Genomic DNA, 13,235 nt, shown 5'->3' on the forward strand with positions numbered 1-13,235 from the left:
CGTCGTGCGTGCGGGTCACTGCGTCGTCCACACCTCGTCCGCCCGGCCGGCCAGCACGTGCGTCCAGCCGTACTCCACATCCTGTGGACGGCATACGTATCCCGTACGCGCCCCCGAACCACCGTGCAGCTCCTCGGCGAGGACCATCTGCGGCAGGCGGCCCCGCGCCCCCTCGGCCACGAGGACGACGTCCACGGGCGCCGCCCGCACCACGTCACCGACGACGCCCACGAGCCGCCGTACGGACCCGGTGTCCGCATCCGGCGCCGGAACCAGCAGGCCGGTCTCCGGGGCCCCCAACCGCCGTATCCGCTCGGCGAGTTCCCGGGGGTCGGCGTCGGCGCGCACCTCCACCAGCGCGCCGTCCAGCTCCGTCAGCCGCCGCACCGGGCCCTCCGGCAGGTCGGCGAGGGACGGGCCGAACCCGGCGTCCAGGCGCCGGATCTGCCGTACGGACAACTGGCCCGCCCGGGTGAGCAGGCGCAGCATCAGCACGTCGAGCGGGAGCCCCTGGTGGGACTCGGGCGACTCCCACAGGCGGCGGCTCGCCCAAGCGGCCTCCTGGACGCCCGCGACGACCGGCCGCCGTGTCTCCTCGTAGGCGGCGAGCGGGGCGCCCTCGGTCAGGACGCGGACGAGCTCCGCCGCGTCCTCCAGGGCCAGGGTGGTGCCGGAGCCCATGGAGAAGTGCGCGGTGTGCACGGCGTCGCCGATGGCGACCAGGTTCTTGTGGTGCCAGCGGTCGGCCGTCACCTGCGGGAAGCGCAGCCAGCGCGAGCCGTTGCCGTACAGACGGCCGCCGCCCAGCTGGTCGGCGAAGACCTCCCGGGCGAAGGCCATGGCCTGTTCGTCGGTCCAGTCGGGCGCCTTGGTGTGCCCGTCGGTGAAGCCGGCCCGGGCCCAGCTGCGGGCGTCCATCTCCACCAGGAAGGTGCAGCGGTCCGGGCCGTACGGGTAGGCGTGCGCGGCGACCGGCCCGTAGGGGCTGTGGGCGAACAGGAACGTCATGTCCTCGAAGACCCGGTCGGAGGCGAACCACACGTACCGGCCCTCCCCCGGCGCCACCCGCGCCCCCAGGTCCTCGGCGAAGGCCGCCCGGCCGCGGCTGCCGGCCCCGTCGGCGGCCACCACCACGTCGTACCGGTCGAGCAGGGCGGCCGGGTCGGCCTCCGTGCCGTAGTGCAGCCGGGCGCCCGCCTCGGCGGCCTGGCGCCGGAGCATGCGGAGCATCGCCCGGCGTTCGACGGCGGCGAAGCCGTGCCCGCAGGCGCCCGCGCGTTCGCCGCCCCGGCGCACCTCGACCCGGTCCCAGCGGGCGCCGGCGTCGAGGATGCCGGCCACCACGTCGGGGGCGGTGCGGCGCAGCCGCATCAGGCTGAGCCGGGAGAACACCACCCCGAAGCCGAAGGTGGCGTCCGGGGCGCTGCGCTCGAAGACGTCGACCTGGTGGCCGGCGCCGGCCCGGCGCAGCAGCAGCGCGAAGAAGAGTCCGGCGGGACCGCCGCCGACGCAGGCGACCCTCATGGCAGCCGCTCCTTGAGGACCCGGCGCAGGACCTTGCCGGCCGCGTTGCGCGGGATCTCCGGGACGAAGTGCACGGCCGCCGGGCGCTTGTAACTGGCCAGTTGGGCGGTGCAGGCGGCGAACAGGTCGGCCACGGAAGGCGGTTCGCCCTCGGCCACGACGAAGGCGACCGGCACCTGCCCCCACTCCTCCGAGGGCGCGGCGACGACGGCCACGTCCCGCACCCCCGACACCGTGCCCAGCACGCGCTCGATCTCGGCCGGGTACACGTTCTGCCCGCCCCGGATGACCACGTCTCCGCGCCGGTCGACGAGGTGGATGTGGCCGTCGGCGTCCATGTGGCCGAGGTCCCCGGTGCGCAGCCGGCCGTCGCGGACGGCCTGGGCGGTGGCCTCGGGGTCCTTCCAGTAGCCGCGCATCACGCCGTCCCCCTTGACGCAGACCTCGCCCGTCTCGCCGTACGGGACCGGGTTCCCCTGCTCGTCGAGGATCTCGATGTGGCAGCCGGGCAGCATGCGGCCCGAGGAGGTCAGGGGGGTCGGCCCGTCGGGGGTGTAGCGGGCGGTGGCGATCGGGCCGCCCTCGGACAGGCCGTAGGAGTTGCGGACCGGGACGCCGAAGCGCTGCATCGTCTCGCGCAGCAACGGCTCGGGCATGGGCGCGCCGCCGAAGATCACCTCGCGCAGGCTGGACAGGTCGGTGGTGGCGAAGGCCCTGGCCCGCAGCACGAACCGGATCATCGACGGCACCAGGAAGGTGGTCGTCGCCCCGAACCGCTCGACGTTCGCCAGGAACCGCTGCGGGGTGAACTCGCCCTGCACGACGAGGGTGCCGCCCGCCGCGAGCAGGGCGAGGCCGACCACCATGCTGCCGTGGAAGAGCGGGCACGGGTACAGCAGCACGTCGTCGGCGGTGAACCCGAACTCGGCGGCCGTCGCCGTGTAGCCGGCGGCGATGCAGCGGTGGGTGAGGGCGACGCCCTTGGCGCGGCCGGAGGTGGCCGAGGTGTGCACGACGGCGAAGACCTCGTCCAGGTCGGGCAGGGGGAGCGGGCGCTTCGGGGTGTCGTAGAGGGCCGTGAACTCGGGGGAGTCGAGCAGGATCCGGGGCACGGTGTCGTCGAGCCGGGTGACCACCGAGGGGTCGGCGATCATCAGGGACGGTCCGGCGTTGGCCAGGATGTGCGCGATCTCCGGGGCGGGGAAGGTGGGGTTGACCGGGCAGACCACGACGTCCGCCTTGGCGGCGGCGATGTACAGCTCGACGACCTCCAGGCGGTTGCGGGAGGCGACGGCGAACCGGTCGCCGGGCAGCAGGCCACGGGCCAGCAGTCCGGCGGCCAGCGCGTCGGTGCGGTCGTCCAGCTCCCGCCAGGTCAGCGTGCGGGTCTCGTCGGCGAGGGCGGGCGCGCCGGGGGCGAGCTGCCGGCGCCGGCGCACCGCGTGGGCGAGCCACATCAGCCGCTCACCCCCGCGGCCGCCAGCACCCGGTCGATGCCGTCGATGGTGTAGAGGGCGGTCATCTCCTCGTCGTCGAGGGGGACGCCGGTGCGCTCCTCGATGGCGAGCGCGAGCCGGATCAGCTCGCCGGAGTTGATGCCGGCGGACAGCAGGTCGGCGTCGTCGTCCAGTCCGTCGAACAGGCCGGGCACGTCGACGAGTTCGAGCAGCAGGCGGCGGCCGGGGGAGGCGTGCGGGGCACGGTCGCTCATCGGGTTTCCTTTCACAGGCTGTGGACGGTGGCGTCGGCGGTCCGCTCGGGCGTCAGCGGTTGACCGGTTCGCGCTGCTTGGGCACCGCGGCCAGACGCGGTACGGGCTCCTCGTCGCCGTCGCTGAGGCCGATCCGCTCGTGCAGGCGGGCCAGCGGGGCCGGGGCCCACCAGTTGTAGGGGCCGGCCAGGCGCATGAACGCCGGGACCAGGACGCCGCGCACGAGGGTCGCGTCCATCAGGACGGCGAGCGCGAGACCGAAGCCGAGCATCTTCATGTAGGTGATGCCGGAGGTGAGGAAGGACAGGAAGACCAGCGCCATCAGCAGGGCGGCGGCGGTGACCAGGCCGCCGGTGCGCTCCAGGCCGCGGGCGACGGAACGGGTGTTGTCGCCCGTGCGGTCGTACTCCTCCTTGATCCGGGACAGGAGGAAGACCTCGTAGTCCATGGACAGCCCGAACGCGACGCAGAACATCATGATCGGGTTGGTGGCGACGGTCGTGCCGGTGGCGGTGAAGTCGCCGACCAGCCACTTCAGATGACCGTCCTGGAAGACCCAGACCAGGGAGCCGAAGGTGGCGGTGAGGCTGAACAGGTTGAGGACCAGGGCCTTCAGCGGCATCAGCACGCTGCCGCTGAGCAGGAAGAGCAGCACGAAGATGCTGACGGCGATGATCAGCAGGCCGTAGGGCAGGCGGTGGTCGAGCGAGGACATGGTGTCCTTGAACGAGGCGGCCGTGCCGCCCACCTCGACGGGGAACGGCGCGGGCAGCGCGCGCACCTCGTCCACCAGGTGCTGTCCGGCGTCGCTGTAGGGGCCGACGTCGGGCACCAGCAGCAGCCAGGTGCGGCCCTCGCCCTCGAACTGCCGGTACAGCGGCCCCGGTTCGGCCACCTGCCGGCCGTGGGTCCAGGACCCGGCGAGTCCGTCGACGCGGGCCACGTCCGGCAGCCTCGACAGCCGCTCGGTGTAGTCGGCGACCTGCGCGGTGCCCGCGGCGCCGTCGGCCGCGATGAGCATCGGCGACATGGCCTGGGCGGCGTAGTCGCGGGTGATGGTGTCGCCGACCTGGTGGGCCTCGGCGTGCCTGGGCAGGCCGCGTTCGTCGGCGAGGCCGAAGCTGATGCCGGTGAACGGCGTCAGCAGGAACACCATGAGGGCGACGACGGCCGTGGCCAGCGGGAGCGGGCGGCGCATCACCAGGGTGGCGAGCCGGTGCCAGAAGCCGCTGTCGGCGCCGCGCTCCCGGCGGCGGCCGAAGGACCACTTGTCCACCCGGTGCCCGATGACCGCCAGCAGCGCGGGCAGCACCACCAGCGCGGCCAGCGCCGCGAACGCGACCACGGCGATGCCCGCGTAGGCGAAGGACCGCAGGAAGTACATGGGGAAGATCAGCAGCGCGGACAGGGAGAGCGCGACGGTCAGCGCGGAGAAGAGCACGGTCCGGCCGGCCGTGCGCAGGGTCGTGGTGATCGCCTGCTGCACCTCGGCGCCCTTGCGCAGCTCCTCGCGGAAGCGGCTGACGACGAACAGGGCGTAGTCGATGCCGAGTCCGAGGCCGAGCGCGGTGGTGAGGTTCATCGCGAACACCGACACGTCGGTGACGGCGACCAGCGCGCGCAGCACGGCGAGCGTGCCGACGATGGCGACGATGCCGAGCGCCAGCGGCAGCAGGGCGGCGATGACCCCGCGGAAGACGAGGACGAGCAGGAGCAGCGTGAGCGGCAGGACCAGCGTCTCGGCGAGCGCGAGGTCCTTCTGGGTCTGCTCGGTCAGCTCCCGGTAGGCCTCGGCCTGCCCGCCGAACTTCAGCTTCAGGCCCTGGAAGCCGTCCTCGTAGTGCGGCAGCAGCTTCTTCAGGCTCGCGGCGACCTGGTCCTCGTCGCCCGACAGATGGGCGAGGACGAGGGCCGAGTCGCCCTTCTCGCTGTGCAGCAGGGGCGCGCGGTCCTGCGACCAGTACGACACGGCCGTGCGGACGCCGGGCTCGTGCGCCAGCGCCTTCGTCAGCGCCAGGCCCTTGCGGGTGGTCGCCGGATCGTCGAGGCCGGCGGGGGTGCGCACCAGCACCACCAGGTTGGGGACGCCGCCGCCGAAGTCGGCGGCGACCGTGTCGGCGGCGCGGGTGGACTCGGCGGCCGGGACCTCGTACCCCCCGGCGGAGAGCTTGTCGCTGACACCGCCGCCCAGGGCTCCGCCCACGACGACGAAGAGCAGCGTCAGGACGAGGACGAGTGTGCGGCGGCCCGCGGTCACCGCGGCGAGCTTCGCGAGCATTACACCCTCCCAGAGGTCGGAGCGGGTCGGGTGGTGAGCTGGTGGCAGGTGAGCGTCACCCGGCCGCCGTACGCGCACGCGTGCGGGACGAGCGGTTCCTCGGCGGCGACCGGCCACGCCAGCAGCCGGTTGTGCACGGAACCGCGGCAGAAGTCGGTGAACGCGGGGTGCGACGCCTTGTGCCGGCGGGCCAGGAAGGCGAGGACCGGGTCCAGCGGCAGCCAGCGGTCCTGCTCGAACACCTCGGTCCAGGCGTGCTCGACGCCCACCAGACCGAGCACGAAGCCCTTGCGGGTACGGGCTTCCAGCCCCGCCGCGCGGGCCCGGTGCGCCATGATCCAGGCGGCCACCCGGCAGTCGACCATGCCGTAGGCGGCGGCCGTGGCCGGCGTCTCGCGCAGCCGGTGCGGCAGCCAGCCGAACTGGTAGGTGCCGTCGTCGAGGCGGGCGAGCAGCTCGTCGTACACGGCGCTCACGGCGGCCGTCCGGGGGGCGTCCCCGAGGCCCCGCGTCAGCACGGTGGCCTGTCCGTCGTCGGTGAGGTCGAGGAGGCGGCCGTCGAGCAGTTCGGGTTCGGGGGCCGTGGGCCGTTCGCCCGGGCAGCCCTCGGCGTCGCAGGGCGCGGCCAGCCGCAGCCGCCAGGTGCGCTCGGCCGTCCAGCCGGAGGGCTCCCCGGCCGCCATCCGCAGCATCCGCGCCTCGGCCAGCTCGGCCAGGGAACGGCCCTGGGCCGCGGTCAGGCCCAGGTTGGCGACGTCGTGGTAGTCGAGGCGGGGGCCGCCGCACCGTTCCTCGGCGGGCAGTCCGGCCTCGACCAGCCCGTACACCGTCTCGGCGGGGACGCCGAGCTGCCGGGCGGCCTCGGCGACGTCGACGGTGGCCCGGAAGTACTCCTCGGGCACCGGGCGCAGCCGCTTCAGCGCCTCCAGCCAGATGTCAGGCACCTCCGACATGGGGTCCCACTCCCTCCACCATCCGTGCCGCCTCGCGCCGCTTGACCTTCCAGGTCGCGGTGTGCGGAATGTCGTCCCAGGTCAGCTGGGCCGGTGCGGCGAGCGCCGGCAGTCCGGCGACGGCCTCGCGCCAGGCCCGCGGGTCCAGCGGGCGGTCGCCACGGGTGCACACCAGCGGCACCGGCGGCCCGTCCTCGACGGGGATCAGCACCGCCTCGGTGAGGGCGGGAACGCGCTCCAGGATCGTGTCCTCCAGCGCGAGCAGGCTGTCCACGCCGGGCTTGCGGTCGACGATCCGGTCGTACAGGTGCAGGCACCCCTTCCCGGTGACGGCCCCGAAGTCGCCCATCGCCCACCAGCCGTCGATCCGCTGGTCGGGGGTGCCGAGGTAGGTGGGGGTGACCGCGGAGGTCCGCGCCAGGATGGCGCCGGGGCTCCCCCGCCGCCCGGTGTCGATGCGCACCTTGGCCTGGCCGAGCAGCGGCCGCCCGACACACCGCCCGTCCGCGCACCGCCCGCTGCCCTTGCGCCGGTAGAACTTCATCGCCACCGGCCCGGTCTCCGACTGCCCGTACACCTGCACGTACCGGGCGCCCCGCCGCCCGGCGCCGAGCAGGGTGCGGATGGTCCGCGGGTGCGCGGCGTCGAAGGTGCTCACGAACATCCGCACCCCGGCGAGGAGGTGGGGCCGTTCCTCGGCGAGCTCCTCCCAGCGGATGAACGCGTTGGGCACGGTCTCGACGAACCCCGGCCGCACCCGCTCCAGCATGCGGGCCGCGTTCTCGGGATCCGGGCGGGTCATGAAGCCGAACGGGATGCCCAGCGCGAGCGTCGACACGATCGCCGCCATGGTCCGCACGTGCACCGGCGAGATGCACACCAGGTAGGGGTCCCTCACCCGCAGCAGCCGTCCGATGACGGTCTGCGGACGGGCCTGCCCGGCGAAGGTGCGGGCCGTCTGGAGCACCAGCTTGGGCACGCCGGTCGTCCCCGAGGTGTGGGTGACCAGCTGCTCGGCCTCCGGCGCGGGAGCCGCGGCCCCGGGCAGCTCGCCGGGCACCAGCGAGGCGAGTTCGGGTATGCGCCACAGCGCGGGCCCGTCCTCGGCCAGGCCGTCCAGGACGCCCAGCCGCTCGGCGTACGCGTCCGTCACGACCGCCACCGGGCGCGCCCGCTGCACCAGCACCGGCAGGCTGTCCGCGCCCACCGTGGGGTGGATCAGCACGGGTACGGCGCCGAGGCGGGCGCAGGCGAAGGCGAGCAGCGGAATGTCGAAGCTGGGGCGCTTGACCACCATCACCCGGTCGCCGGGCCCGGCTCCGGCGGTGGCCAGCAGCCGGGCCGCGCGGTCCACCAGGTCGGCGAAGGTGACGTAGTCCAGCTCCGTGCCGGCGTGCGGGAACAGGTCCAGCGGCGCGTCCAGGTGCAGCGGGACGCGGCCGTGCCGGCGGGCGGCGAGGGCGGGCGCGGTGGGCAGCGCCAGCCGGGCGGGGACCGGGCGGCCCATCACCGGCTCCCCTTGGCCGCCACGTGCGCGACGAGCTGGTCGAAGGAGGAGATGTCGTCGTCGAGGTCCCACTCGAAGCCGAACTCCTCCTCCACGGCGGCCAGCAGCTGGATGAAGCCGGCCGAGGTCAGCCCGAGGTTCCACAGCGACCCGGAGCGGGCCGCCGGATCGTCGAGGGCGAGGGGGGCGCCGGTGACCTGGGCCCAGACCTCGTTGAGGGCGGCGGTCACCGCGTCGTTGTCGTGCATGATTCCTCCGGGGATGCGGCTGCCGGTCAGGCCACGAGCGGGTGCAGGGTGCGCCGGGGGCCCGACTTCTCGACGTACGTGGGCTGTTGGCGGAGGTAGTAGAGGACGTACTCCTGGATCTCCTCCGCATCGAGCGGGGCGTGGCAGGAGTCGGGGCCGCAGACGGCCCGGGTGTGGGAGAGGTCGAAGGACTTGGCGTTCTTGATGTACGAGCCGTAGAACGCCATGCCCTTGTCGAGCTGCTCGTCCAGCGCGGTGAAGGTGTCCGGGTCGGTGGCCCACACCGGCTCGCGCAGCCCGACCAGCTCCATGATCTTGCTCAGCACCATGCCGGCCGGCGCGGTGGCGGAGTTGCCGAGGTGGAAGTACGTCGCCGGGGAGTCCGACAGCGCGATGCTCACCGCGTTGCGGGCCACGATGTCGACGGGGACCAGGTTGACCGGGCAGTCCGGTTCGGCGATCAGCCGCACGCGCGCGTGGTCGAGGAAGGTGCCGACCTTGCGGCGGGCCAGCTTCTCGAACACCATCACCTGGCGCGTGAAGCCGTACATGCCCGACCAGTTCAGACCGTGCCGGGTCAGGCTGTGCCCGATGACGACGGTGGGCCGCATGATCCGGATCCGGTCGAAGTCGCCCGCCGCCGCCTGCACCAGCAGCTCGGCGCGGATCTTCGTCTCCTCGTAGCAGTTGTTGGCCAGGGAGAGGTCCCCGACGGGCTCCTCCGGCACGAAGCCGCGCCGCGAACCGGCGACGTAGGCGGTGCTGACGTAGTGGAAGGTGCGGGCGCCGCACCGGCGGGCCAGGTCCAGGACGTTGCGGGTGCCGCCGACGTTCAGCGCCTCGATCTCGGCGCGGAACTCCTCCTCGTAGCGCAGCGAGGCGGCGGAGTGCCACACCTCGTCGACGGCGGGCAGCCCGGCGGGGTCGACGCCGCAGCCGGGCTCGGATATGTCACCGCGCACGGCCTTGGTACGGCGTACGACGGCGTCCTCCAGGTCGGCGCGGCCGTAGCCGCGGGCCATGGCGATCAGGGCCTCGTGCAGGCGCCGCCGGGCGTCGGCCGCGTCGGCGCCGCGGACCAGGGCGTAGACGTCGCCCTCGGTGCGGTCCAGCAGCTCCAGGACGACGGCTCCGCCGACGAAGCCGGTGGCGCCCGTGAGCAGGCGTGTGGTCATGGGATTCCCTTCGCGGGTTCGTGAATGACGCGGGGGACGGGGGGAGTGGCGGCGCGGCCTACGCGGCGGCCTTCCTCGCCTCGCACTCGTGGACGAACTCCGCCGTGGCCTTCTGGAAGCCGGCCGGGTCGTCGAAGAACGGCACGTGGCCGGCGCGGGCGAGCGTGACCTCGCGGCTGTCGGGGATACGGGCCAGGGCGTCCTCGATCACCGAGCGGCTCCAGGCGAAGTCGCCGTCGCCGTTGATCAGGAGGGTGGGCTGGGTGATGGTGGCGAGCTTGCCGGGGTCGTCCTCGATCTCCAGGGAGGCCCGCAGGTTCTCGGCGATGGAGCTCTTCGACAGCAGCGCCAGGAAGTTGTCGCGCAGCGCCAGGTAGGCCGCCTTGCCCCCGGAGTGCACCAGCTGGTCCGGGAAGACCAGCGGGTACAGCAGGTCGAACAGGGCCGTGGTGCCGCCCGTCTCCAGCGTCCACAGCCAGTGCCGGCTCAGCAGGATGCGGCGCAGCGAGCCGTTGGGCGAGAACGCCGGGCCGATCAGCACCAGCCCGGCCACCCGCTCCGGGTAGCGGTAGGTGAACTCGCGGGCGATCAGCGTGGAGATCGAGGTGGCGACGACGTACGTCTTCTCGATGCCCCGGTGGTCGAGCAGCCGGCGCAGGTCCTCGACGTGGTCGTCGAAGGTGGCCGGGGCGGAGCCGGGGCTGGAGGCGCCCTGGTTGCGCAGGTCGTAGTTGAGCAGGCGGAACTCGGTGGCGAGGTCCTGGGTGAAGTTCCCCCAGATGGGACTGACGATGTAGAAGTTGTTCACGAAGGTCAGCGGGATGCCGTCGCCGCCGACGCCGCTTTCCTCGTAGTAGAGCTCGCCGCCGCCCGGAAGCGCGATCGCCTCGTGGTTCTTGTAACGGACGTCGAGGACACCGAAATCGGGGTTGGACATTTCTTTTTCTCCCTGTCGTACGGTGGATTTCTCCGGGGACGGACTGCCCGGCGTTACTTCACGACGGAAATGCGGCCGATGCGCGCCCAGAACGCGCGTACGTGCGTGAGCACCGCCTCCGGCCGCTCCAGGGCCGGCAGCCGGTGGGCGCCGTCGACGACCGCGCTGGAGCCGCGCGGGATGTCGGCGGCGGAGCGCGCGGCGGCCTCCGGCGGCCACATCCGGTCCGCGCCGCCGGCGATGACGAGCACGGGCGCGGCGATGGCCGGCAGCAGACCGGTGATGTCGGGCCGGCGCAGCATCATGGCGTGCATCGAGCGGTGCATGCCGACGCGGCCGGCCCGCACGAAGGCGTCCCGCACGATCCGCCGGCCCTCGGGGTCGGTGCGCTTGGAGCGCCTGGACAGCAGCGCGTCGGCGACCCCGTCGGCCAGCGGCTTCAGCGGCCCGAACCGGCCGTAGACCGCGGCCAGTACACGGGTCTGGAGGCGCTCGGCGGCGGGCAGCGGCGCGACGGGCGTGGCGATGGTGACCACGCTGACGCAGCGCCGGGGGTGCCGGGCGGCGAAGACCAGGCCGACGTGGCCGCCCCAGGCGCTGCCCAGCCAGTCGACGGCGTCGAGTCCGAGGGCGGTGAGCACCTCGGCGGCCGCGTCGGCGCAGTCCTCCAGCGTGTAGCCGGCCGGCGGGGTGCCGCTGCGGCCGTGGCCGGGGCCGTCGACGAGGACGAGGGTGCGCTCGGCGCCGAGCGCGTCGGTGAGCCGCTGCCACTGCAGGCGGTCCACCAGCATGCTGTGCCACAGCAGGACCGGCGGACCGCTGCCGGCCGCTTCCACTACTTCCACGAAAAGCTCCCCGACTTTGGTCGGGATGAATTCGGTGCGCGACATGGAATGGATGGTGGGGCAGCCAAAGGAGGCAGGAGGATGCACGGAAGCGAGTCCGTCAGGTCTTCCGGGGGGATTCCCTTGATTCACCGGGGAATGTGTCAGGTATTCGCGCGACCTGACAGACTCCGATTCCCCTGTGGCCCGCTGCTCACGGCACGGGCATGCTGCGTGCTGAACAAAGCCGTCATGAAAAGGGTCATGACCAGCGTTGTGAACAGCGTTGTGACCAGCGCCGTGAGCAGTGTCGTGAAAAGGGGAGTGTGGGGAGTGTCATGGACGAAACCATCCTGGTGACCGGAGGGACCGGCACGCTCGGCCGCCCCGTGGTCGCGCGCCTGCTGGACGCCGGCCGCACGGTGCGGGTCATGAGCCGTGGCGGGCGCAAGCCGGAGGCGGGCGAGCCGGTGGTCGCCGACCTGCTCTCCGGCCAGGGCGTCGCGGAGGCGGTGCGCGGAGCCGGCACGATCGTGCACTGCGCGACGACCAGCAACGGCAAGAAGGACGTCGCGGCCACCGAGAGGCTCGTGGCCGAGGCCAAGAAGGCCGGCACCCGGCATCTGGTGTACATCTCCATCGTCGGCTGCGACCGGGTGCCGTTCAGCTACTTCAAGGGCAAGCTGGAGTGCGAGCGGCTGGTCGGCGACAGCGGCATCCCGTACACGATCCTGCGCGCGACCCAGTTCCACGACTTCGTCCGCGCCATCTTCGACGGCACCTCCAGGATGCCGCTGATGATGCTGGCCCCGGCGTTCTCGTACCAGACCATCTCCGCCGAGGAAGTCGCCGACCGGCTGGCCGAGTTGGCGCTCGGCGGCCCCGCGGGCCGGGTCACCGACATGGGCGGCCCCCAGGTGCGCCGGGCGACCGAACTGGCCCGCGCCTACCTCGCCGCGCAGGGCCGCAGCCGCAAGGTCGTCCCCCTGCGGCTGCCCGGCAGGACGTTCCGCGCCTTCCGCGACGGCGGCCACCTCACGACCGCCCACGCGGTGGGCAAGGGCACCTTCGAGGACTACCTGGCGGAGACGGCGGCGGGCTGAGACGGGAGCGGGGCGGACGGACCACGGGAGTGCTCGGCATGAACAGCCCCATCGCCCCCACGTCCGCCACCGCGCCCCTCGCCTGCGCACCGCACGCCGCCCAGTCCATCGCCGCGCTGTTCGCCCCGCTGCCGGTGAGCATCGGCATCGCTCGCGTGGGCGAGCTCGACCACGACCGACTCCCCGTCCCCACAAGGCTGTCCGCCGCGTGCCCGCGCCGCCGCGCGGAGTACGCGGCGGGCCGCCTGGCCGCCCACCGCGCCCTGTCCGCGGCGACGGGCCGCCCGCACTGGCCCGCCCGCACCCCGACCGGCGCCCCCGCCTGGCCGGCAGGCGTCCAGGGGTCACTGAGCCACAGCGGCACGGTGGCGGTGTGCGTCGTCCTGCCGGACGCCACCGGCACCCGTGTCGGCGTCGACATCGAACCCCTCACCTCCGCCCCCCACCTCCACCGCGCCCGCCACCTGATCGCCCACCCCACCGAACTGACCCCGCTCACCGCCGCCCCCGACCACGCCTCCCTCGTCCTGTTCTCCGCCAAGGAAGCGGCCTACAAGGCGTCCCCGGCCGAGCTCCAGCCCCGCCTCTCCTTCCGCGGCACCGCCCTGGCCTGGCCCCCGGCCTTCCCGCTCCCGGTACGCCTGCGCCCCGCCCACGGCCTGCCCGCCCGCCTGGCGGTGACGTCGGCGATCGTCGCCGACTACGTGGTCTCGGCGGCGGTCCTGCCCTGACCGGCACCCGCACGAAAAGAACCCCTCCACCCGCGTTTCCGCAGGTGGAGGGGTTCTCGTGGGTGGAGCCTAGGGGAGTCGAACCCCTGACATCCGCCATGCAAAGACGGCGCTCTACCAACTGAGCTAAGGCCCCGGAAGAGGAGCGTCCCCCCGGAAGAACCTCGTCCCGGCGGGCGCCGGAGACCAGAGTACCGGGTCACCCCCGGGATCTCGCAAAAAGATTGGGGGTCCCCGCGGGCGA

The 13,235-nt window shown here is 73.3% G+C and carries 12 protein-coding genes and 1 tRNA gene; 2 read left to right on the top strand and 11 right to left on the bottom strand.

The window, feature by feature from the left end:
- Positions 1 to 15: 15 nt before the first annotated feature.
- From ACYF6T_RS16230 to ACYF6T_RS16275, 10 genes are read right to left on the bottom strand one after another with little or no spacing between them, the layout of a single operon-like run.
- A complete protein-coding gene (locus tag ACYF6T_RS16230) occupies positions 16 to 1,524 on the bottom strand; it encodes an FAD-dependent monooxygenase (RefSeq protein ID WP_461696963.1) in 1,509 nt (502 codons plus the stop codon).
- Complete coding sequence (locus tag ACYF6T_RS16235) at positions 1,521 to 2,981, bottom strand: class I adenylate-forming enzyme family protein (RefSeq protein ID WP_461696965.1); 1,461 nt, start codon at positions 2,979 to 2,981, stop codon at positions 1,521 to 1,523. The genes ACYF6T_RS16230 and ACYF6T_RS16235 overlap by 4 nt, the downstream gene beginning before the upstream one ends.
- Complete coding sequence (locus tag ACYF6T_RS16240; protein WP_461696967.1) at positions 2,981 to 3,235, bottom strand: phosphopantetheine-binding protein; 255 nt, start codon at positions 3,233 to 3,235, stop codon at positions 2,981 to 2,983. The genes ACYF6T_RS16235 and ACYF6T_RS16240 overlap by 1 nt, the downstream gene beginning before the upstream one ends.
- Positions 3,236 to 3,287: 52 nt before the next feature.
- Positions 3,288 to 5,513, bottom strand: a complete 2,226-nt coding sequence (locus ACYF6T_RS16245; protein ID WP_461696968.1) for an MMPL family transporter — start codon at positions 5,511 to 5,513, stop codon at positions 3,288 to 3,290.
- On the bottom strand, positions 5,513 to 6,466 hold the full coding sequence (locus tag ACYF6T_RS16250) for a transglutaminase domain-containing protein (protein ID WP_461696970.1): 954 nt from the start codon (positions 6,464 to 6,466) through the stop codon (positions 5,513 to 5,515). Before ACYF6T_RS16250 ends, ACYF6T_RS16245 begins: the two co-directional genes overlap by 1 nt.
- A complete protein-coding gene (locus ACYF6T_RS16255; protein ID WP_461696972.1) occupies positions 6,450 to 7,973 on the bottom strand; it encodes a class I adenylate-forming enzyme family protein in 1,524 nt (507 codons plus the stop codon). The genes ACYF6T_RS16250 and ACYF6T_RS16255 overlap by 17 nt, the downstream gene beginning before the upstream one ends.
- The gene (locus tag ACYF6T_RS16260; protein WP_461696974.1) at positions 7,973 to 8,221 is read right to left on the bottom strand and encodes an acyl carrier protein; all 249 of its coding nucleotides are present in this window, start codon (positions 8,219 to 8,221) and stop codon (positions 7,973 to 7,975) included. Before ACYF6T_RS16260 ends, ACYF6T_RS16255 begins: the two co-directional genes overlap by 1 nt.
- A 26-nt stretch (positions 8,222 to 8,247) precedes the next feature.
- Positions 8,248 to 9,396: an SDR family oxidoreductase gene (locus ACYF6T_RS16265; RefSeq protein ID WP_461696976.1), complete on the bottom strand. Its 1,149-nt coding sequence runs from the start codon at positions 9,394 to 9,396 to the stop codon at positions 8,248 to 8,250.
- Positions 9,397 to 9,454: 58 nt separating this feature from the next.
- Positions 9,455 to 10,333, bottom strand: a complete 879-nt coding sequence (locus tag ACYF6T_RS16270) for an alpha/beta fold hydrolase (RefSeq protein ID WP_461696978.1) — start codon at positions 10,331 to 10,333, stop codon at positions 9,455 to 9,457.
- 53 nt (positions 10,334 to 10,386) lie between these two features.
- Positions 10,387 to 11,178, bottom strand: coding sequence for an alpha/beta fold hydrolase (locus tag ACYF6T_RS16275; protein ID WP_461696980.1), 792 nt, complete (start codon positions 11,176 to 11,178; stop codon positions 10,387 to 10,389).
- A gap of 317 nt (positions 11,179 to 11,495) precedes the next feature.
- Between ACYF6T_RS16275 and ACYF6T_RS16280 the strand changes: the two genes are divergently transcribed.
- The gene (locus ACYF6T_RS16280) at positions 11,496 to 12,260 is read left to right on the top strand and encodes an SDR family oxidoreductase (protein WP_461696982.1); all 765 of its coding nucleotides are present in this window, start codon (positions 11,496 to 11,498) and stop codon (positions 12,258 to 12,260) included.
- Positions 12,261 to 12,298: 38 nt separating this feature from the next.
- Positions 12,299 to 12,991: a 4'-phosphopantetheinyl transferase family protein gene (locus ACYF6T_RS16285; RefSeq protein WP_461696984.1), complete on the top strand. Its 693-nt coding sequence runs from the start codon at positions 12,299 to 12,301 to the stop codon at positions 12,989 to 12,991.
- Between the two features lie 63 nt (positions 12,992 to 13,054).
- Here the strand turns inward: ACYF6T_RS16285 and ACYF6T_RS16290 are convergent.
- Positions 13,055 to 13,127: transfer RNA gene (locus ACYF6T_RS16290), tRNA-Ala, on the bottom strand.
- Positions 13,128 to 13,235 lie beyond the last annotated feature (108 nt).

The sequence above is a fragment of the Streptomyces sp. 7R007 genome (assembly GCF_054850255.1).

Coding starts and splice junctions, on each gene's coding strand:
- ACYF6T_RS16230 (WP_461696963.1), bottom strand. CDS start 1,524: ATGAGGGTCGCCTGCGTCGGCGGCGGTCCCGCCGGACTCTTCTTCGCG.
- ACYF6T_RS16235 (WP_461696965.1), bottom strand. CDS start 2,981: ATGTGGCTCGCCCACGCGGTGCGCCGGCGCCGGCAGCTCGCCCCCGGC.
- ACYF6T_RS16240 (WP_461696967.1), bottom strand. CDS start 3,235: ATGAGCGACCGTGCCCCGCACGCCTCCCCCGGCCGCCGCCTGCTGCTC.
- ACYF6T_RS16245 (WP_461696968.1), bottom strand. CDS start 5,513: ATGCTCGCGAAGCTCGCCGCGGTGACCGCGGGCCGCCGCACACTCGTC.
- ACYF6T_RS16250 (WP_461696970.1), bottom strand. CDS start 6,466: ATGTCGGAGGTGCCTGACATCTGGCTGGAGGCGCTGAAGCGGCTGCGC.
- ACYF6T_RS16255 (WP_461696972.1), bottom strand. CDS start 7,973: ATGGGCCGCCCGGTCCCCGCCCGGCTGGCGCTGCCCACCGCGCCCGCC.
- ACYF6T_RS16260 (WP_461696974.1), bottom strand. CDS start 8,221: ATGCACGACAACGACGCGGTGACCGCCGCCCTCAACGAGGTCTGGGCC.
- ACYF6T_RS16265 (WP_461696976.1), bottom strand. CDS start 9,396: ATGACCACACGCCTGCTCACGGGCGCCACCGGCTTCGTCGGCGGAGCC.
- ACYF6T_RS16270 (WP_461696978.1), bottom strand. CDS start 10,333: ATGTCCAACCCCGATTTCGGTGTCCTCGACGTCCGTTACAAGAACCAC.
- ACYF6T_RS16280 (WP_461696982.1), top strand. CDS start 11,496: ATGGACGAAACCATCCTGGTGACCGGAGGGACCGGCACGCTCGGCCGC.
- ACYF6T_RS16285 (WP_461696984.1), top strand. CDS start 12,299: ATGAACAGCCCCATCGCCCCCACGTCCGCCACCGCGCCCCTCGCCTGC.